Genomic DNA, 19,180 nt, shown 5'->3' on the forward strand with positions numbered 1-19,180 from the left:
ATGAAGCAGATTTTGTTCATGGATACGACGCTACGTGATGGCGAACAATCACCAGGAGTGAATTTAAATGAACAAGAGAAATTGCAAATTGCAAGGCAATTAGAAAGACTAGGGATTCATGTTATGGAAGCTGGCTTTGCAGCAGCTTCCGAAGGGGATTTTCAATCGGTAAAACGTATCGCAAATACAATTCAAAATGCTACAGTTATGAGTTTAGCTAGAGCGAAAGAAAGCGATATTCGAAGAGCATATGAAGCTGTGAAAGGTGCGGTATCTCCCCGTTTACACGTATTTTTAGCTACGAGTGATATTCATATGAAATATAAACTTTGTATGTCAAAAGAGGATGTGTTAGATAGTATTCATCGTTCTGTTACACTTGGAAAATCATTATTTCCAACAGTACAATTTTCTGCAGAAGATGCTACAAGAACAGCAAGAGATTTTTTAGCTGAGGCAGTAGAAGTTGCGATTCGTGCAGGAGCCAATGTAATTAACATTCCAGATACAGTTGGATATACGAATCCAGAAGAATATTATTCTCTTTTTAAGTACTTACAAGAATCCGTTCCTTCATATGAAAAAGCAATTTTCTCTTGTCATTGTCACGATGACCTTGGAATGGCTGTAGCAAATTCGTTAGCTGCAGTTGAAGGGGGAGCATTGCAAGTAGAGGGAACAATTAATGGAATTGGTGAAAGAGCAGGGAATGCGGCGTTAGAAGAGGTTGCAGTTGCTCTTCATATTAGAAAAGATTTCTATCAAGCAGAGCCTTCTATGACGCTAAAAGAAATTAAAGCGACAAGTACATTAGTAAGCAGATTAACAGGTATGGTTGTACCGAAAAATAAAGCGATCGTTGGAGCGAATGCATTTGCTCATGAATCAGGAATTCATCAAGATGGTGTATTAAAAGAAGTGACAACATATGAAATTATTGAACCAGCGCTAGTAGGTGAATCTCAAAACCTATTTGTACTTGGGAAACATTCTGGACGTCATGCGTTTACAGAAAAAATGAAAGAGCTTGGTTATGAATTTACAACGGAAGAACGAGATGCGGTGTTTGAAGCGTTTAAAAAATTAGCTGATCGTAAGAAGGAAATTACTGAGGAAGATTTACGAGCACTTATGCTTGGTGAAGCGGCATTTGCGGCTCAGCAATATAACATTACGCAATTGCAAGTACATTTCGTATCAAATAGTACACAATGCGCGACAGTTGTACTAAAAGATGAGGAAGGAAATGTATTCGAAGATGCAGCTACTGGCTCTGGTAGTATTGAAGCGATTTACAATGCAATCCAAAGAATTTTAGGGTTAGAATGTGAATTAGCGGATTATCGCATACAATCTATTACACAAGGTCAAGATGCACTGGCTCATGTTCATGTTGAATTAAAAGAAGGAACACATCAAGTATCAGGTTTTGGTGTTGCACAAGACGTATTGGAAGCGTCGGCAAGAGCATATGTCCACGCAGCGGGGAAATTGAAATCTTTTATCCAGCTTGTGAAATAAGTGTTTGATAGGTGAGAGGAGTTATTCTCACCTATCAAATCAAAGTTCTGAAAATTCAGCTAAAAGGAGTGTTGAAATTGGAAAAACGTATCGTTTGTTTAGCTGGTGATGGGGTTGGACCGGAAGTTATGGAAAGTGCGAAGGAAGTATTGCATATGGTAGAAAGGTTATATGGTCATCATTTTCATTTGCAAGATGAGTACTTCGGCGGGAGTGCTATCGATTTAAATGGGCAACCATTACCACAACGAACGCTTGCCGCTTGTTTAGCAAGTGATGCGGTTTTACTAGGAGCAGTTGGTGGACCAAGGTGGGATAGTGCGAAAGAAAGACCAGAGAAAGGATTATTAGCTTTAAGAAAAGGGCTCGGTGTATTTGCGAACGTTCGCCCTGTAACGGTAGAAAGTGCAACGGCACATTTATCGCCATTAAAAAAGGCTGATGAAATTGATTTCGTTGTCGTTCGTGAATTAACAGGTGGGATTTATTTTTCTTATCCGAAAGAACGAACCGACGAAGTAGCAACGGATACACTTACGTATCATCGCCATGAAATTGAACGTATCGTTTCTTATGCTTTTCAATTAGCAAGTAAACGGAAGAAAAAAGTAACATCTATTGATAAGGCGAATGTTTTAGAATCTAGTAAACTATGGAGAACTGTAACAGAAGAAGTAGCACTTCGTTATCCAGATGTTGAACTAGAACATATTTTAGTAGATGCAGCTGCTATGGAGTTAATTCGGAATCCAGGACGGTTTGATGTAATTGTAACAGAAAATTTATTTGGGGATATTTTAAGTGACGAAGCTTCCGTATTAGCTGGATCATTAGGAATGCTTCCGTCAGCAAGTCACGCGGAAAAGGGCCCTTCGCTATACGAGCCTATTCACGGATCAGCACCGGATATTGCCGGGAAAAATAAGGCAAATCCAATTGCGATGATGCGCTCTGTTGCGATGATGCTTGGGCAATCGTTCGGATTAACGAGAGAAGGGTGTGCAATTGAAGAAGCGATTTCAGCAGTCCTTAAATTAGGAAAATGTACAGCAGATATCGGGGGGACTGAAACGACAACTTCATTTACGAAGGCAGTAATGCAAGAAATGGAAGAGCAAGCACTAGTAGGGAGAGGAAGATAATGGGGAAAAGGTTGCTAGATAAACTTTGGGAAAGACACGTAGTTGCGACAAATGAAAATGGATTAGATTTATTATATATCGATCTGCACCTTGTTCATGAAGTAACGTCACCGCAAGCCTTTGAAGGCTTGCGGCTTACAAATCGAACGGTACGCAGACCAGATTTAACATTCGCAACGATGGATCATAATATTCCAACGAAAGATGTTTGGAATATTACCGATCGCATTGCGAAGCAGCAACTAGATACACTTCGGGAAAATTGTAAACAATTTCAGGTGCCGTTAGCAGATATCGGAGATGAAGAGCAAGGGATCGTTCATGTTATAGGGCCAGAACTTGGGCTCACGCAGCCAGGAAAAACAATTGTTTGTGGTGATAGTCATACAGCGACGCACGGTGCGTTTGGTGCGCTAGCGTTTGGTATTGGTACGAGTGAAGTGGAACATGTATTGGCAACGCAAACGCTGTGGCAAAGAAAACCGAAAGCGATGGGAATTGAACTAAAAGGAAAATTACAGAAAGGTGTTTACGCAAAAGATATTATTTTGCATCTCCTTTCAAAGTACGGTGTAGCAGTTGGAACTGGATACGTAATGGAATTTTACGGAGAGACGATTCAGGCTATGGAGATGGAAGAGAGAATGACGCTTTGTAATATGGCGATTGAAGGAGGAGCAAAAGCAGGTATTATCGCGCCAGATGAAAAAACAGTTGCTTATGTAAAAGGACGTAAATATGCACCGAGAGACTATGAAACTTTCGAGAAGAAATGGTCTGAACTTTATACAGATGCAGATGCAATTTATGATTTACATATTTCGATAGATGTTACAGATTTAGCGCCATACGTTACGTGGGGAACAAATCCGAGTATGGGAGTTCGTATTGATGAGAAATTGCCAGAAAAACATGATGTAAATGACGAAAGAGCATTTTCTTATATGGGATTAAGCCCTGGACAAAGTACGTATGACATTCCAGTTCAGCATGTCTTCATTGGATCTTGTACAAATTCCAGGCTCTCTGATTTAGAAATTGCTGCAGCTGTTGTGAAAGGGAGAAAGGTAAAAGAAGGTGTGCGAGCACTCGTTGTGCCTGGATCGAAAAGAGTAAGGAACGCGGCGATGCAAAAAGGACTACATCACATATTTGAAGAAGCGGGATTTGAATGGAGAGAACCTGGATGTTCCATGTGTCTTGGAATGAATCCAGATCAAGTACCTGAAGGAGAGCATTGCGCTTCCACTTCAAATCGAAATTTTGAAGGAAGACAAGGAAAAGGGGCACGAACACATTTAGTTAGCCCAGCAATGGCGGCAGCAGCTGCGTTATATGGGCATTTTGTTGATACTAGAAAGGAGAGTTATGATGGAGCCATTTCGTATTCATAAAGGTACTGCCGCAGTACTTATGAATGATAACATTGATACAGATCAAATTATTCCGAAGCAATATTTAAAGAGAATTGAAAGGACGGGATTTGGAAAATATTTATTTGATGAGTGGCGATATGATAATGAACGACAAGAAAACCCTAATTTCCCGCTTAATGCACACGAAAGAAAAGGGGCAAGTATATTAATTACAGGTGATAATTTTGGATGTGGTTCTTCAAGAGAACATGCACCTTGGGCACTTGCTGATTATGGTTTTCGCGTAATTATTGCGGGAGGGTTTGCAGATATTTTTTATATGAATTGTATGAAGAATGGTATGTTACCAATTGTAATGGATAAAGAAATGCGAGAAAAGCTTGCCAAAACGGATGCAAGAGAACAAATAGAAGTAGATTTAGAGAATGAAGTCATTACAACGAGTACGCACAGGTTTCATTTTACAATCGAAAAAATGTGGAAAGAGAAATTATTAAATGGTTTAGATGAAATTAGTATTACAATGCAATATGAACAAGAAATAAAAGAGTATGAAAGAAGGGTAGCTGTATATTAAAAGATAACGGAATATTTAAAATGTATTTACATTCAGAATTAAGTATTATATACTATGTAAAAATTAGAGGAGAAAGGGAGTAAGTATTATGAAAACAATGCAATCTATTAAAATGCTTACACAACTACATCATCATACATAAAGCCCTTGAACCTAGCGTGAAAACGTGTAGGTGCAAGGGTTATTCCCGTTGTACCTACACGCTACTAAAGAGCCTTGTAGGTATATTTTATCTACAAGGCTCTTTTTATTTTCGGTTTAGGTGCATGAAATAAGCATACATTAGAAAGGGAAAGGTGTGAGAATTTCGATGACAAAATGGAAACGGGCAAATCCAAATGGAACGAGAGATTATTTATTCGAAGAATGTACGTTGATTGAAGAAGTGGAGCAAAAATTAAGGCGTACTTTTTTAGAGAGAGGTTATGAAGAAATAAGGACACCAACAATTGAATTTTATGATGTGTTCGCCTTTCAAAGCAGGCCGATAGATGAAGAAAAGATGTATAAATTTTTTGATGAAAAGGGAAGGATTATCGTATTGCGTCCAGATATGACAATTCCTTTAGCGAGAGTGATCGGAACGCAGAGGTGTGATACGCCACTTAAAGTGACGTATAGCGGAAATGTATTTCGAGCGAATGAGTCCCTTACTGGAAAATATAATGAGATCGTGCAAAGTGGTATTGAAATTATCGGTATTGATAATGTAAGAGCTGAAATTGAATGTGTTATAAGTGTTATTCAATCACTTCAAAAGTTGAAAGTGCAATCTTTTACAATAGAGATTGGGCAAGTGCAGTTATATAAATGTATTGTTAAAAAGCTCTCCATTCATGAGGAAGAAGAGAAAGCTCTTAGAACATATATTGAAAGTAAAAATTATGCTGCTCTATCAAATTTTATTAGAGAAAAGAAATTAGATCGATGTGATGAAACAGTAAGTTTACTAGAGAAATTACCAAGGTTATTTGGGAATTTAGAAGTGATTGAGGAAGCAGAAAAACTCGCCTCCAGTAATGAAATGAAAATGGCCATTGCCAGAGTGAAAGAAATATATGAAGCAATTGATAAGCTAGGCTATGGATCGTACATATCCATTGATTTAGGTATGATTCAACATTTGGACTATTATACAGGTGTTATTTTCAAAGGGTATATATATGAAATTGGGGAAGAAATTGTTAGTGGCGGAAGATATGATGAGTTAATTGGAAATTTTGGAGAAATGTTGCCGGCTGTTGGACTCGCGGTGCAAGTTAATCAAATTGTGAAGGCGCTGCAGGAGCAGCAAGAACCATATGAACGAAAGAGAACAGATATTATGATTCATTACGAGTTAAATAGATTAGCAGAGGCGGAACGGTTACGAAATTTACTTCAAAAGGACGGGAAAAAAGTTGAGCTATCTTTATTTTCTAATTTAAATGACACCTTTCAATTTGCAAGAAAAAATCAAATAATAACGGTCGTTGAGGCAAAGAACGAATCGTTAGTGGAATATGTATGGAACGAGAAATGGGTAGTCCAGAAAGAAGGAGAAACTTCATGCGTAACATTCAAATTGCGTTAACGAAAGGGAGATTAGAAAAACATGTGATTCCACTCTTTGAGCAGATTGGAATCGATTGTTCAGAGCTTAAAAATAAAGGACGAAAGCTTGTCTTTCAAAGTAAAAATACAGATATCTCATTTATTTTAGTGAAAGCAGTAGATGTTGCTACTTATGTAGAACATGGAGTAGCGGATATCGGAGTCGTTGGAAAAGATATTTTAATGGAAAACGAGAAAGATATTTATGAAATGTTAGATTTAGGAGTAGGTGTGTGTAAGTTTTGTGTTGCTTCTATTCCTACTTATAATCCGAAGAGCTACCGGAAGAAACGTATTGCGACGAAATATCCACATATTACTTCTAACTATTTTCATAATAAAGGAGAGGATGTAGAAATTATTAAAATAGAAGGTTCTGTAGAAATTGCTCCTATTCTTGGATTGGCAGATGCGATTGTTGATATTGTTGAAACAGGAAAAACATTACAAGAAAATGGACTCATTGTATTTGAGGAAATGTATTCTATATCTGCTCGAATGATTGTAAATAAGGCTGCCTTAAAAACTAAAAAAGACGAAATATTCAGTATTATAAATGTGATGGAGCAAGAAATTTTGTCAGGAAAATAGGGGGACTTGTAATGGAGATAGTTTGTGAGGATTTTCAAAAGGCGTTAACGAAAATAAAACTGTTACGAGAAAACGCTAATATAATAGAAGAAACTGTTCAAAGAAGTGTCAGGGAAATCGTTCATAACGTAAGAGAGAGTAGAGATGAGGCGTTATCTTTCTATACAAAAAAGTTTGATGGTGTAGAGATTAAAGATGTTCGTGTAAGTGAAGAAGAAATAAAACAAGCGAGTATGTTTGTAGAGAGTTCATTTTTAGAAGCGTTACAAGAGGCGAAGAAAAACATTATTTCGTACCATGAAAAGCAAAAAAGACAATCGATGTTTGATTGCACGAGTAAAGGCATCATAAGGGGACAAATCATTCGGCCGTTAGAAAATATAGGGGTATATGTGCCAGGCGGAACTGCTTCGTATCCTTCGTCAGTATTAATGAATGTATTGCCAGCAAAGCTCGCTGGTGTGAAAAAGATTGTAATGGTAACACCGCCAAGAGCAGTAGGAATTGATCCGCATATTTTAGTTGCTGCAAGCCTTGCAGGAGTAGATGAAATTTATACGATAGGTGGTGCGCAAGCAATTGCTGCTTTAGCATACGGGACGGAATCGATTCCGAAAGTGGATAAAATAGTTGGACCAGGAAATTTGTACGTCGCTTTAGCGAAACGAGAAGTATATGGAATAGTAAATATCGATATGATTGCTGGACCGTCAGAAATTGTAGTTATTGCAGATGAAACTGGCAATGCAAAATATATTGCTGCTGATTTATTATCACAAGCAGAACATGACGAGAGAGCGACAGCAATTTGTATTACAACAAATATAGATTTAGCAAAAGAAGTAGAAAAAGAGATAGAAAGGCAGTTAGAAACATTACCAAGAAGCGAAATTGCACGTGAATCAATAAAGAGAAATGGAGCCATTTTTATCGTTCCTTCTTTAGATGAGGCGCTAAAGTTATCGAATGAAATTGCCCCGGAACATTTAGAGTTACATATAAAAGAACCGATGAATGCTCTAGCTTATGTGAAACATGCAGGATCTATCTTTCTTGGACCATATGCACCAGAACCGCTCGGGGATTATTTAGCAGGACCGAATCACGTGTTACCGACAAGTGGAACGGCAAGGTTTTTCTCGCCGTTATCAGTCGATGATTTTGTGAAAAAATCAAGTTTTCTATCTTATACGGAGGAAGCATTAAGAGATGTAAAACATCATATTGTAGAACTTGCCAATAAAGAAGGGCTACATGCGCATGCGAGAGCAATTCAAATAAGATTTGGGGAGGAAGAATAATGCGGGAGTCTAGTCAAATACGTGAGACGACAGAGACAAAAATAAAATTAAGTTTACAGCTTGATGATGGGAAGAACGTTTCTGTACAAACGGGAGTTGGTTTTTTTGATCATATGCTAACTTTATTTGCAAGGCATGGAAGATTCGGTTTGCAAGTGGAGGTAGAAGGGGATGTATTCGTTGATGCACATCATACAGTTGAGGATGTTGGGATTGTACTCGGAAATTGTTTGAAAGAAGCATTGCACAGTAAAGAGGGGATTAACAGGTACGGCTCAGCATATGTACCGATGGATGAGTCTTTAGGCTTTGTTGCAATTGATATAAGTGGACGCTCATATATTGTATTTCAAGGAGAATTAACGAATCCGAAGCTTGGGGATTTTGATACAGAACTAACGGAAGAATTTTTTAGAGCAGTTGCTCATGCTGCCAATATTACATTACATGCTCGTATTTTATACGGAAGCAATACACATCACAAAATTGAAGCGTTATTTAAAGCGTTTGGTAGAGCGCTTAGAGAAGCAGTTGAAAGAAATGCCAATATTACTGGTGTAAATTCAACGAAAGGGATGTTGTAATTGATTGCCATTATAGATTATGGAATGGGAAACATTCGTAGTGTAGAACAAGCATTAAAGTATATTGGAGCAGCGTATATCGTAACGAGTGATAAAGAAGAGATTTTTAGAAGTGATGGAGTGATTTTACCAGGAGTAGGTGCATTTCCAAAAGCGATGGATGTATTGGAAGAAAAAGATTTAGTACGTGTGTTACAAGAAATTGGGCGTTCCAGAAAACCACTTCTAGGTATTTGTCTAGGAATGCAGCTTTTATTTGAAAAAAGTGAGGAACTACAAGACTGTAACGGGTTAAGTTTATTGCCAGGCGTTATTCGAAAGTTAAAGGTTCCTTATAAAATTCCTCATATGGGATGGAATGAGTTAAAGAAAGAAGGAGAAATAGCGCTTTGGAATGGAGTAGAGGACGGTTCTTTCGTATATTATGTCCACTCTTATTACGCAGATTGTCCAAATGAAATTGTATATGGAATAAGTGAATATGGAGTGAAAGTACCTGGTTTTGTAGCAAAAGGAAATATATATGGTGCACAGTTTCATCCTGAAAAAAGTGGTGACATAGGAATGCAAATGTTGAAAAATTTTAAAGGAGTGGTAGAATCATGGAAATCTTCCCAGCTATCGATTTAAAAAAGGGACGATGCGTTAGACTGTATCAAGGAGAATTTAGTAAAGAAACAGTAATGAATGAAGATCCGGTTGCGCAAGCGATTATATTTGAAAATTTTGGAGCGAAACGGTTGCACATTGTTGATTTAGATGGTGCAGTTGCTGGTGAGTCGTTAAACTTGTCCGTCATTGAAAGAATTTGCAAGGCAGTACGTATTCCAGTGCAAGTTGGCGGAGGAATTCGATCACTTGTAGCCGTAGAGAAATTATTTTCAGTAGGGGTAGATAAAGTGATTTTAGGAACAGCTGCTCTTTATGATAAGCCATTTTTAGAAGAAGCAGTTTTTCTATATAAAGAAAAAATCATCGTCGGAATTGATGCGAAAAATGGTTTCGTAGCAACGAGAGGCTGGCTTGATATGTCTGAAATTTCTTACATTGATTTAGCAAAACAAATGGAGAATGTAGGTGTTCAAACGATTGTATTTACAGACATTTCGAAAGACGGGACACTTGCAGGACCGAATATAGAACAATTGGAGTTACTACAAAAAAGCGTTTCTACTCGACTTATTGCTTCTGGAGGAATTGCATCTATACAAGATGTGAAAAAGTTAAATGATATGAATATATACGGCGTCATAATTGGTAAGGCTCTTTACGAGAAAACGATTGATTTAGAAGAAGTGCTAGAGGTAACAAAGTTATGTTAGCGAAACGCATTATTCCATGTCTAGATGTGAAAGAAGGGCGAGTCGTAAAGGGGGTAAATTTTATAGGGTTACAAGATGTCGGTGATCCTGTTGAAATAGCAGCTTTATATAATGATGCGGGAGCAGATGAAATAGTATTTTTAGATATTACGGCAACGCATGAAGGACGAAAAACGATTATAGATGTTGTAGAAAAAACGGCTTCAAAAGTATTTATTCCTCTTACAGTTGGAGGAGGAATTTCAAGTGTGAAAGATATGTACAATTTACTAAGAGCTGGAGCAGATAAAGTTTCAATTAACTCAGCAACAGTGCGAAATCCAAAATTAATCGAAGAAGGGGCAGAGCATTTTGGCTCACAATGTATTGTTGTAGCAATTGATGCTAGAAAAGTAGCGGAGGATAAGTGGAATGTATATGTGAACGGCGGAAGAGTTGATACAGGAATGGATGCAATCAGGTGGGCAAAGCGTGTTACAGAGCTAGGCGCAGGCGAAATTTTATTAACGAGTATGGATGCAGACGGAACGAAAAACGGATATGACCTTCGTTTAACAGAAGAAATTTCAAAAAGTGTTTCCGTACCTGTCATCGCGTCAGGTGGATGCGGTCATGCTGATCACATTATAGAAGTGTTTCAAAAGACAACAGTTGATGCAGCATTAGCGGCATCAATCTTTCATTACGGTGAGGCGACAATAGGGGACGTAAAGAGAAAGTTAAGAAATGCAAATGTTGAGGTGCGGCTATGAAACCTAACTTTTCAAAAGGACTATTACCAGCAGTTGTAATTGAAGAAGATACAAAAGAAGTTTTAATGCTAGCTTATATGAATGAAGAGGCATATGAAAAAACAATAGAAACGAAAAGAACATGGTTTTATTCTCGTTCAAGAAGGTCGTTATGGAATAAAGGAGAAACATCAGGTAATGTCCAAAATGTGCAATCTCTTTATTTAGATTGTGATCAAGATTCAATCGTTGTTGTCGTAAAGCAAGTAGGACCTGCATGTCATACGGGAGAAAAAACATGTTTTCATTACAAAATTATATAGGGGGATACATATGAAAAATGCCTTTACATTACTATTTGAAACAATTAAAGAACGAAAGAGAAATCCACTTTCTGAATCATATACAAATTACTTGTTTTCAAAAGGAGAAGATAAAATTTTAAAGAAAATTGGTGAGGAATGTACAGAAGTAATTATTGCATCCAAAAATAATGATAACGAAGAGCTAGTGAAAGAAATGGTTGATGTAATGTATCACTGCTTCGTTTTATTAGCCGAAAAAAATATATCATTAGAAGATATTATGGAGGAAGTGACAGAAAGAAATGGGAAGCTTTCGAGAGTAGGGGACAGAAGAGAAATAGATACATTATAGGGGGAATATGTATGAAGGTGGATTATCACATTCATTTAGAAGAAGGGCCATATTCAATAGGATGGCTAGCTAAAATAAATGAATCATTACAACATTATGAACCGCTAAAAGAAGAAAAACATTCTATGGAATGGCTTGTGAAAACACAAGAACGCCTGCAAAGACGTGTGAATGAAGGGCCATTTACAATGAAATGGATTGATTTATATTTAGAAGAAGCTTTGCGAAAAGGGATAAAAGAAGTTGGTATTGTCGATCATTTATATCGTTTTTATGAAGCGAAAGAATACTATGAAAAATATGTTGATATTAGTGATTCGGGTCTTGGACGTTTACAAAAGGAATGGTTAGACCAAGTAAGGGTAGCTTCACTACATGATTTTACAAAGGCAATTGAAGAGGCGAAAGAACGGTGGAGTAAAAGAGGTGTTACGCTTAAACTTGGAATTGAAGCAGATTATTTTATTGGTGGTGAACAACAATTACAATCTTTACTCGCATTAGGAGATTTTGATTATGTAATTGGTTCTGTTCATTTTTTAAATGGCTGGGGATTTGATAATCCAGATACGAAAGAATATTTTAAGGAACATGACTTATATGTTTTATATGATACGTTTTTCAAAACGGTTGAGTGCGCAGTTCGTTCTGAGTTATTTGATATTATTGCTCATCTTGACAACATAAAAGTATTTAATTATCGATTAGATGAGAATGAACAACTTTCTTATTATAAGAAAATTGCGCGTGCATTAGTAGAAACAAATACAGCAACGGAAATAAATGCGGGATTGTACTATCGCTATCCTGTGCGCGAAATGTGTCCGAGTCCGCTATATTTACAAGTATTAGCTAAACACGAAGTTCCGATTACACTCTCTTCAGATGCTCATTATCCGAATGATTTAGGAAAATATGTGGAAGAGAATATAAAGACGTTACGTAATCATGATATTGCTCACTTAGCTACATTTACGAAACGAGTTAGAACGATGAGATTACTAGAAGAAGTAACAATTTCAAAATGATCACGATTTTTTCATGAAAACCCATCTTTTTGTTCAAAATAAGAAAGAATAAAAAGGAGGGTAAGAAATGTCGAAACAGCAAAATAAGCAAAATGTACAAGGTGCACAGCAACAAGCGTATACTTCTGAAACGAATGCTACATCTCAATCCGTTATTGAGGAACAAATTAGTGATACAGTTGCAGAAGGAACGATCGATGTGAAGCTTGGAAAACAATCGCAAGAAAAAGCATAAGAAGAGGGGGAGACTTGCATCTCCTCTTTTTTTGTGGAAAAGTGTCGATTTTCAAAACTATAATCAAATTCCTTGGTTTTTATATGTGGATTTCTTACAATGAAAGATAAGAGAGATCTTATTTTCTATAGAAGAGGTGTTAGTAGTGGCAAAAATATTAGTAGCAGGGAAAATTCCAGCAATCGGATTAGAACTATTAAAGGATCATGATGTAGAAATGTACGATAAAGAGGAGTTAATTTCTTTAGATGAATTAACAGAGCGTGTAAAAGACAAAGATGCATTGTTAAGCCTACTTTCTACAAAGGTGACAAAAGAAGTGATTGATGCGGCACCTAATTTGAAGATTGTTGCAAACTACGGTGCTGGTTACGATAATATTGATTACTCATATGCCGAAAAAAAAGGGATTGCGGTAACGAATACACCGAAAGTATCAACGGAAGCTACCGCAGAACTAACATTTGCACTTCTTTTAGCAGCGGCACGTAGAATTCCTGAAGGTGATACGCTATGTCGTACAACTGGATTTAACGGATGGGCACCGTTATTTTTCTTAGGCCGCGAAGTACATGGTAAGACAATTGGAATTATCGGCCTTGGAGAAATCGGAAAGGCAGTTGCAAAGCGTGCGAAAGCGTTTGGAATGAATGTTTTATATACAGGACCAAATCGAAAGCCTGAAGCTGAAAGTGAACTGGAAGCAACATATGTAACATTGGAAGAATTATTACAAACAGCAGACTTTATTACAATTAACTGTGCGTATAATCCGAAATTGCACCATATGATTGATGAAGAACAGTTCAAAATGATGAAGAAAACAGCGTATATTATAAATGCTTCACGTGGACCAATTATGCATGAAGCGGCACTTGCTCATGCTTTAAAAACAAATGAAATTGAAGGGGCAGCTCTTGACGTGTTTGAATTTGAGCCGAAAATTACGGAAGAGCTAAAAGGATTAAAGAATGTGGTACTTGCTCCTCACGTAGGAAATGCAACATTCGAAACGCGTGATGCGATGGCCGAAACGGCGGTAAGAAATATTTTAGCTGTATTAAATGGCGAAGAAGCTGTAACGCCTGTTAATCAAAAAGTATTCGTTACAAAATAAAAAGAAACCTTCCGATTCCGGAAGGTTTCTTTTTATTTTTCTTTATTTGCTCTTTTTGATGGTCTTTGTCTAAGGAATTGAGATAGCATGTACAAAATATATAGTGGAATAGCAATGAATAAGAAAACAGAAAAATTACCGAACCCTGTTTGGTACATTGTGATAATGATGCCCACTAAAAATAGTGTAATAATGATGCTATATCGTGGAATTGGTACATCTTTTAAACTTGGGATACGAATGCGGCTCACCATTAAAAATGCGAACGTTACAAATACTGTAATAAGAACGATTTTTGGAATGGTATGTGAAAATAATGTTAAGAAAGCAACAAGCCCTCCCGCTGCTGTAATCGGTACCCCAGTGAAATATTTCATTGAAGTAGAAGATGGTGTTACATTAAATCGTGCTAAACGATATGCTCCGAAAAGAGGGAATAGCCCCGCTATGTATAGTCCGATGATTCCATAATTAGAGAAAGATGTGTAATACATGAGAACAGCAGGTGCTGCACCAAATGTTACGACATCCGCAAGCGAGTCAAGCTCTTTTCCCATTTGTGAATCAACACGTAATAAACGAGCAACACGCCCATCAAGACTATCTAACATCATCCCGATAAGTACTAAAATAGCAGCTGATTTATAATATCCTAAAGATGCATAGCCGATTGACAAGAATCCACTATATAAATTTCCGAGCGTAAATAAGTTTGGAATAGCTGCTCTATACAAAATCTGATCCCTTGCTTTCTGTAATAAATTCTTAATTAGTGTATGAAAGTTTACTTATTTTATCATACCATAAATTTCTTCTTCACACGAAAGAAATTCCCAATTTGTGAAAGATTTCATATCAGAATGATTTGAAAAATAAGTGAAAAAAGAAGGGGCTGTCTCATAAGTCTCTTTCGAAGTAAGATCACATGAAATTGAAAAGGCAGAAACGTTATAAAATTAACATTTCTGCCCTTCACTTTTTATTCGATTTTGGCTAAAAAGCACTTTTTGGGACAGCCTCTTCTTGTATTATTCAAAGTTCGTTATCATAGTTCCAGTTTTATACCGATTGTTAGGATCGAAACGTAACAAATCTCCATAAATGAGTTTGTCGGAAAGTTTCAATTCTGTTTTTGCTTTTTCAATATTCGGTTGACATAATGAGATGTCTGCTTCTTCACCTGTGTTTCGTTTATAGCACATGTTTTTTGTATACACATAATCTTCCGAAACGAAGCTACCATCACGCATTACCATAAGTGGATCTTCTTCTTTAATAAATAAGTCAGTTCCAAATTCAACTGATTTATTTGTTTTAATACCAAGTAAATGAAGTAGCGTTGGTTTAATATCAATTTGACCAGACACTTTAGAAATGACTTTTCCTTCTTGACCAGGTACATGAATAATGAGAGGGACGCGTTGTAATTGCATAGAATCAAATGGTGTAATAGCGTCTTTCCCAAGGAACTGAGCCATAGCTGCGTTATGGTTTTCAGAAATACCGTAATGATCTCCGTAAATGACAATAACAGAGTTGTCATACAGTCCTTCTGCTTTTAATTGTTTAATAAATTGTTTAAGAGCTTCATCCGTATAACGAACGGTTGGGAAGTAACGGTTTACAACGCCACTTTCCGAATTAAACTCATCAACATATTGATCTTCTGGATTTAGAAGAAATGGAAAATGGTTTGTTAAAGTAATGAATTTTGTATAGAACGGCTGTGGTAAAGATTTTAACTTTGGAATAGATTGTTCAAAGAACTCTTTATCTTTTAACCCCCAACCGACAGACATTTGTTCCGTGCCTACGTAATCACTTAAATTAAAGTAACGATCATATCCAAGTGCAGGGTACATTACATCACGATTCCAAAACGTTTTATCGTTTGAATGGAAGACAGCAGAAGAATATCCGTATTTCTTTAATTGTTCTGGTGTAGCTGTATATTCATTTGTTGCATGAGTAAAGAATACAGAACCGCGGTCTAACGGATAAAGTGAATTTTCAACGATAAATTCAGCATCAGAAGTTTTACCTTGCCCTGTTTGATGATAGAAGTTATCGAAATAAAAACTATCTTTAATAAATTCATTTAAAAATGGAGTAATTTCTTTTCCATTTATTTTTTTATTAATAACAAAACTTTGTGTAGATTCCATTGAAATCAAAATTACATTTTTACCTTTTGCAGCTCCAAATAAGTTCTTATCAACTTGCTTATCTTTTGAGTCTGTATAGTTTTTAATTTCAGAGAACCCGTCCCCACTTGCAAATACACGTTCAGCTGAAGATTTTGATTGCAGTGTAATATCAAATAGATGATATGTGTATAAACCTAAATTTTTCACGACAGTTTGACGGTCAAACGAGCGTGAGAACATTTGTGGTTTATAAATAATGGAAACAACAATTTGTAGTGCTAATAGAGCTGTTACACCGCTAAAGAAAGTTCTCTTCTCAGAGCGAGAAAGCGGCGTTTTGTCGCAAAATGATGGGAATTTACGCGAAAGAAACATTAAGATGATCGCATCTGCAAATAACAGTAATGTTTTATACGTAAAGAGTTCTTTTATACTCGTCCCTAAATCAGCCATATTATTTGTTTGAAATAATACTGGGAACGTAACGAAATCGTTATAAAACCCATAAAACATTGCATTTCCAAATAAAATGAATGACAGTATAAAACTAATTCCAACTATAATGCGATTTCGGTGTTTAGATGCAAATAATGCAAAACCGAAAAATAAAAGTAACGCAGCTAGTGGATTCATAAAAAGCATAAATTCTTCAAAGAAATTATCAATTTTAATATCAAACGCTAGCTTGTACACAATATATGTTTTTATCCATAATAAAACGACTGCAACGAGTGCGAATCGCAGTTTTGGAAACAGACGTTGTAGCATAATATACTCCTCTCCTAAAAAGCATGACGGTTCTTGTGGGCCTATTTGATTAGCGCCTCATTTTATATATACGAACAGTCCTTTATTATTATGTTTATTATACTATGAGTATCATTATACGAAAATAAAAGAGAGTTGTGGACTTTTTTATAACAATTGAGTAGAAAAAGGGCAGTAGGAGACAATAAAATGGAGTTTCTATGTATGATTATTATCGTGCGCGGAAAGAATCGTGTAACAATACGGAGGTTATAATGCGAAAATTATTATATTTTATAGTATGCAGTAGTGTTATACTTTTTGCTTCACCAAGTGTGTCGGTAGCAGAGTATGATGCACCTCTTATGGAAGATGCCCTTTATTCTGTGTTATTTCCGAAAATAAATAAAGCAATCGAAAAACAATATGGGAGCTTGAAGCCTTATCAATGCCCGAAAATTATTAGTTTAAAAAAAGTGTATAGCGGCACATATTTATTTCAAGCGAGTATTGAAGTGACAAAGTATGAACGTGTTGCAGGGAAAATTGCGCCACCATTTGAGAAGGTAACGATTACATTTAATAACGAAGAAGGTGAATGGGAAGTGACAAAGGTTTCAGTAAAGCGCTTACCAAACGATACGAAACTAAACTGTCAAAAAGCAATATAAAAAATTGTTTGACAAATAAAATGGTCCTTTGGTATTGTTAATAGCAACAATTAGATGTTTGAAAATTAAATAGACTTACCTCATCTACTCTCAAAGGTAGAGGCCGCGATAGGAAAGAGTAAGCTATGGGAGATTTAATGGAATCTGTGATCATAGGTTGAAAGGGACTATTGCCGAAATATAAGAATAACCATCTTATTCATATATTGGGACTGCATTGAATAAATGTAGTACTGTCATAAGATTTATTTTATGGAGAGCTATTTGGAGATGTTGATGCGGTTTCTTATTTTGAGGAGATAACAACTCGTTTATTTTTTCAATATATATTTTTCCTAATAAGAAACGCGTGTGAACATTGTTCCGCGCGTTTTTTGTCTATCTAAAAGCGTGCTGCAATGAATAGAAGATTGGGGTTATGAGTTTTAGAGGAAATAAGGGAGGAATTCAAATGTATTTACACGGCACAAGCCGAATCAATGGGCAAGGACACTTAGAAATTGGAGGGTGCGACACGACGCAGCTAGCAAAACAATATGGAACACCACTTTATGTATACGATGAAGAGTCAATTCGAGGAAAGTGCCGCGCGTTTCATCGTGCTTTTAAAGAAAGTGGGTTCTCTTATCAAGTAGCATATGCAAGCAAGGCGTTCTTGTGCATGGAGATGTGCCGAGTAGCACGTGAAGAGAATATGTCATTAGATGTTGTTTCTGGAGGAGAATTATATACTGCACTACAAGCAGGATTTCCTGCATCGCGCATTCATTTTCACGGCAATAACAAAACAGATGAAGAAATTGTGATGGCTCTTCAGGCGAATATTGGTTGTTTTGTCGTAGATAACTTCTTAGAATTAGAAATTTTGCATGATTTAGCAGTGCAACATGGGAAATTTGTGAACATATTAATTCGTGTAACGCCCGGAGTAGAGGCGCACACACATGAATATATTACAACAGGTCAAGATGATTCAAAATTTGGATTTGGCGTGTCAAATGGTCAAGCGATGCAGGCAATTGAGCTTGCTTTACAAAAATCAAATTATAACGTGTTAGGAATTCATTCACATATCGGATCACAAATATTTGAAACGGCTGGCTTTGTGCGAGCGATTGAAGTTCTTCGTCAATTTTTAGAAGCAGTGAGAGAGCGAACAAACTATGTAGTAAAAGTGCTAAATGTAGGGGGAGGATTCGGAATACGCTACACAGAGTCCGATACACCATTAACTCTTGAGACGTATGTGCGAGCTATAACAAGTGCGGTGAGAGAACAATTTACGTTATGTAATTATCCATTGCCAGAAATATGGGTTGAACCAGGCCGTAGTATTGTGGGTGATGCCGGAACGACACTTTATACAGTCGGATCTGTGAAAGACATTCCTGGTATTCGGAAATATGTATCAGTGGATGGTGGGATGACTGATAACTTAAGACCTGCTTTATATAACGCTCGTTATGAAGCGATGTTAGCGAATCGAGGGAATGATGAGAACGAGGAAGTTGTTTCGATTGCAGGGAAATGCTGTGAGAGTGGAGATATGTTAATTTGGGATATTAATCTACCGAAAGTTGCTTCTGCGGATTTACTAGCAATTTCTTGTACAGGGGCATACGGGTACTCGATGGCGAATAATTATAATCGGATTCGTAGACCAGCTGTCGTCTTCGCGAAAGGTGGTACATCACAAATTGTTGTAGAGCGCGAAACATATGAAAATATTATTGGGAACGATCGCATACGTATAAAAGAACTTGTTTAAATGAGGAAAAAGGAGTTGTTCGGATGGGCAATTCCTTTTTTATAAAATAAAATAATTAAAATATATCGGAAA

General features: G+C 36.7%; 20 protein-coding genes and 1 riboswitch. Of the genes, 18 read left to right on the plus strand and 2 right to left on the minus strand.

Going from position 1 to position 19,180, the window contains the following annotated elements; translation table 11 throughout:
• The 16 genes from leuA (at position 1) to BGI23_RS07190 (ending at position 13,775) form a co-directional block, all read left to right on the plus strand.
• On the plus strand, positions 1-1,521 hold the full coding sequence (leuA, locus tag BGI23_RS07115; protein ID WP_070805577.1) for a 2-isopropylmalate synthase: 1,521 nt from the start codon (positions 1-3) through the stop codon (positions 1,519-1,521).
• Positions 1,522-1,598: 77 nt separating this feature from the next.
• Positions 1,599-2,663 carry a 3-isopropylmalate dehydrogenase gene (gene leuB / locus BGI23_RS07120; RefSeq protein WP_000415369.1) on the plus strand — a complete coding sequence of 355 codons (1,065 nt, stop codon included), beginning with the start codon at positions 1,599-1,601 and terminating at the stop codon, positions 2,661-2,663.
• Positions 2,663-4,057: a 3-isopropylmalate dehydratase large subunit gene (leuC, locus tag BGI23_RS07125; protein ID WP_070805578.1), complete on the plus strand. Its 1,395-nt coding sequence runs from the start codon at positions 2,663-2,665 to the stop codon at positions 4,055-4,057. The genes leuB and leuC overlap by 1 nt, the downstream gene beginning before the upstream one ends.
• Positions 4,035-4,616: a 3-isopropylmalate dehydratase small subunit gene (leuD, locus tag BGI23_RS07130; protein ID WP_070805579.1), complete on the plus strand. Its 582-nt coding sequence runs from the start codon at positions 4,035-4,037 to the stop codon at positions 4,614-4,616. Before leuC ends, leuD begins: the two co-directional genes overlap by 23 nt.
• Positions 4,617-4,926: 310 nt before the next feature.
• On the plus strand, positions 4,927-6,189 hold the full coding sequence (gene hisZ / locus BGI23_RS07135) for an ATP phosphoribosyltransferase regulatory subunit (protein ID WP_070805580.1): 1,263 nt from the start codon (positions 4,927-4,929) through the stop codon (positions 6,187-6,189).
• Positions 6,165-6,800 carry an ATP phosphoribosyltransferase gene (gene hisG / locus BGI23_RS07140; RefSeq protein ID WP_001244480.1) on the plus strand — a complete coding sequence of 212 codons (636 nt, stop codon included), beginning with the start codon at positions 6,165-6,167 and terminating at the stop codon, positions 6,798-6,800. Before hisZ ends, hisG begins: the two co-directional genes overlap by 25 nt.
• A gap of 11 nt (positions 6,801-6,811) precedes the next feature.
• Complete coding sequence (hisD, locus tag BGI23_RS07145; protein WP_070805581.1) at positions 6,812-8,101, plus strand: histidinol dehydrogenase; 1,290 nt, start codon at positions 6,812-6,814, stop codon at positions 8,099-8,101.
• Positions 8,101-8,685, plus strand: coding sequence for an imidazoleglycerol-phosphate dehydratase HisB (gene hisB / locus BGI23_RS07150; protein ID WP_070805582.1), 585 nt, complete (start codon positions 8,101-8,103; stop codon positions 8,683-8,685). The genes hisD and hisB overlap by 1 nt, the downstream gene beginning before the upstream one ends.
• Entirely contained in the window at positions 8,686-9,315 is a 630-nt protein-coding gene (gene hisH / locus BGI23_RS07155; RefSeq protein ID WP_070805583.1) for an imidazole glycerol phosphate synthase subunit HisH, read from the plus strand. It begins immediately after the preceding gene.
• Positions 9,288-10,007 carry a 1-(5-phosphoribosyl)-5-[(5-phosphoribosylamino)methylideneamino]imidazole-4-carboxamide isomerase gene (hisA, locus tag BGI23_RS07160; protein ID WP_000402314.1) on the plus strand — a complete coding sequence of 240 codons (720 nt, stop codon included), beginning with the start codon at positions 9,288-9,290 and terminating at the stop codon, positions 10,005-10,007. The genes hisH and hisA overlap by 28 nt, the downstream gene beginning before the upstream one ends.
• Complete coding sequence (gene hisF, locus BGI23_RS07165) at positions 10,001-10,759, plus strand: imidazoleglycerol phosphate synthase cyclase subunit (protein ID WP_000880093.1); 759 nt, start codon at positions 10,001-10,003, stop codon at positions 10,757-10,759. The genes hisA and hisF overlap by 7 nt, the downstream gene beginning before the upstream one ends.
• Positions 10,756-11,061 carry a phosphoribosyl-AMP cyclohydrolase gene (gene hisI, locus BGI23_RS07170; protein WP_044793714.1) on the plus strand — a complete coding sequence of 102 codons (306 nt, stop codon included), beginning with the start codon at positions 10,756-10,758 and terminating at the stop codon, positions 11,059-11,061. The genes hisF and hisI overlap by 4 nt, the downstream gene beginning before the upstream one ends.
• Before the next feature lie 10 nt (positions 11,062-11,071).
• Positions 11,072-11,395: a phosphoribosyl-ATP diphosphatase gene (hisE, locus tag BGI23_RS07175; protein ID WP_000786132.1), complete on the plus strand. Its 324-nt coding sequence runs from the start codon at positions 11,072-11,074 to the stop codon at positions 11,393-11,395.
• An 11-nt stretch (positions 11,396-11,406) separates the two neighbouring features.
• Entirely contained in the window at positions 11,407-12,423 is a 1,017-nt protein-coding gene (locus BGI23_RS07180; RefSeq protein ID WP_044793713.1) for a histidinol phosphate phosphatase domain-containing protein, read from the plus strand.
• Between the two features lie 67 nt (positions 12,424-12,490).
• Positions 12,491-12,658 (plus strand): YozQ family protein, encoded by a 168-nt coding sequence (locus tag BGI23_RS07185; protein WP_000043572.1) that lies wholly within the window; start codon positions 12,491-12,493, stop codon positions 12,656-12,658.
• A 145-nt stretch (positions 12,659-12,803) separates the two neighbouring features.
• The gene (locus BGI23_RS07190; RefSeq protein WP_001062823.1) at positions 12,804-13,775 is read left to right on the plus strand and encodes an NAD(P)-dependent oxidoreductase; all 972 of its coding nucleotides are present in this window, start codon (positions 12,804-12,806) and stop codon (positions 13,773-13,775) included.
• Positions 13,776-13,807: 32 nt separating this feature from the next.
• On the opposite strand, the gene pssA is transcribed toward BGI23_RS07190, so the two are convergent.
• On the minus strand, positions 13,808-14,509 hold the full coding sequence (gene pssA, locus BGI23_RS07195) for a CDP-diacylglycerol--serine O-phosphatidyltransferase (protein WP_000285422.1): 702 nt from the start codon (positions 14,507-14,509) through the stop codon (positions 13,808-13,810).
• 294 nt (positions 14,510-14,803) lie between these two features.
• Positions 14,804-16,690, minus strand: coding sequence for an LTA synthase family protein (locus tag BGI23_RS07200; protein ID WP_000941731.1), 1,887 nt, complete (start codon positions 16,688-16,690; stop codon positions 14,804-14,806).
• Between the two features lie 200 nt (positions 16,691-16,890).
• Here BGI23_RS07200 and BGI23_RS07205 point away from each other — a divergent pair, with 200 nt between their 5' ends.
• Together BGI23_RS07205 and lysA are read left to right on the plus strand one after the other, a co-directional pair.
• Positions 16,891-17,340 carry a DUF3888 domain-containing protein gene (locus BGI23_RS07205; RefSeq protein ID WP_002091837.1) on the plus strand — a complete coding sequence of 150 codons (450 nt, stop codon included), beginning with the start codon at positions 16,891-16,893 and terminating at the stop codon, positions 17,338-17,340.
• 89 nt (positions 17,341-17,429) lie between these two features.
• A riboswitch (Lysine riboswitch) is annotated at positions 17,430-17,611 on the plus strand.
• A gap of 180 nt (positions 17,612-17,791) precedes the next feature.
• Entirely contained in the window at positions 17,792-19,108 is a 1,317-nt protein-coding gene (gene lysA, locus BGI23_RS07210) for a diaminopimelate decarboxylase (RefSeq protein ID WP_070805584.1), read from the plus strand.
• The last annotated feature ends 72 nt before the right edge of the window (positions 19,109-19,180 follow it).

Origin of the sequence: Bacillus sp. ABP14 (assembly GCF_001831375.1) — a bacterium.
Taxonomy (GTDB): Bacteria; Bacillota; Bacilli; order Bacillales; family Bacillaceae_G; genus Bacillus_A; species Bacillus_A paranthracis.

Coding starts and splice junctions, on each gene's coding strand:
- hisF (WP_000880093.1), top strand. CDS start 10,001: ATGTTAGCGAAACGCATTATTCCATGTCTAGATGTGAAAGAAGGGCGA.
- leuC (WP_070805578.1), top strand. CDS start 2,663: ATGGGGAAAAGGTTGCTAGATAAACTTTGGGAAAGACACGTAGTTGCG.
- hisE (WP_000786132.1), top strand. CDS start 11,072: ATGAAAAATGCCTTTACATTACTATTTGAAACAATTAAAGAACGAAAG.
- lysA (WP_070805584.1), top strand. CDS start 17,792: ATGTATTTACACGGCACAAGCCGAATCAATGGGCAAGGACACTTAGAA.
- hisI (WP_044793714.1), top strand. CDS start 10,756: ATGAAACCTAACTTTTCAAAAGGACTATTACCAGCAGTTGTAATTGAA.
- BGI23_RS07185 (WP_000043572.1), top strand. CDS start 12,491: ATGTCGAAACAGCAAAATAAGCAAAATGTACAAGGTGCACAGCAACAA.
- leuD (WP_070805579.1), top strand. CDS start 4,035: ATGGAGCCATTTCGTATTCATAAAGGTACTGCCGCAGTACTTATGAAT.
- hisB (WP_070805582.1), top strand. CDS start 8,101: ATGCGGGAGTCTAGTCAAATACGTGAGACGACAGAGACAAAAATAAAA.
- hisA (WP_000402314.1), top strand. CDS start 9,288: ATGGAAATCTTCCCAGCTATCGATTTAAAAAAGGGACGATGCGTTAGA.
- hisZ (WP_070805580.1), top strand. CDS start 4,927: ATGACAAAATGGAAACGGGCAAATCCAAATGGAACGAGAGATTATTTA.
- leuA (WP_070805577.1), top strand. CDS start 1: ATGAAGCAGATTTTGTTCATGGATACGACGCTACGTGATGGCGAACAA.
- BGI23_RS07205 (WP_002091837.1), top strand. CDS start 16,891: ATGTATGATTATTATCGTGCGCGGAAAGAATCGTGTAACAATACGGAG.
- hisG (WP_001244480.1), top strand. CDS start 6,165: ATGCGTAACATTCAAATTGCGTTAACGAAAGGGAGATTAGAAAAACAT.
- BGI23_RS07200 (WP_000941731.1), bottom strand. CDS start 16,690: ATGCTACAACGTCTGTTTCCAAAACTGCGATTCGCACTCGTTGCAGTC.
- BGI23_RS07180 (WP_044793713.1), top strand. CDS start 11,407: ATGAAGGTGGATTATCACATTCATTTAGAAGAAGGGCCATATTCAATA.
- hisD (WP_070805581.1), top strand. CDS start 6,812: ATGGAGATAGTTTGTGAGGATTTTCAAAAGGCGTTAACGAAAATAAAA.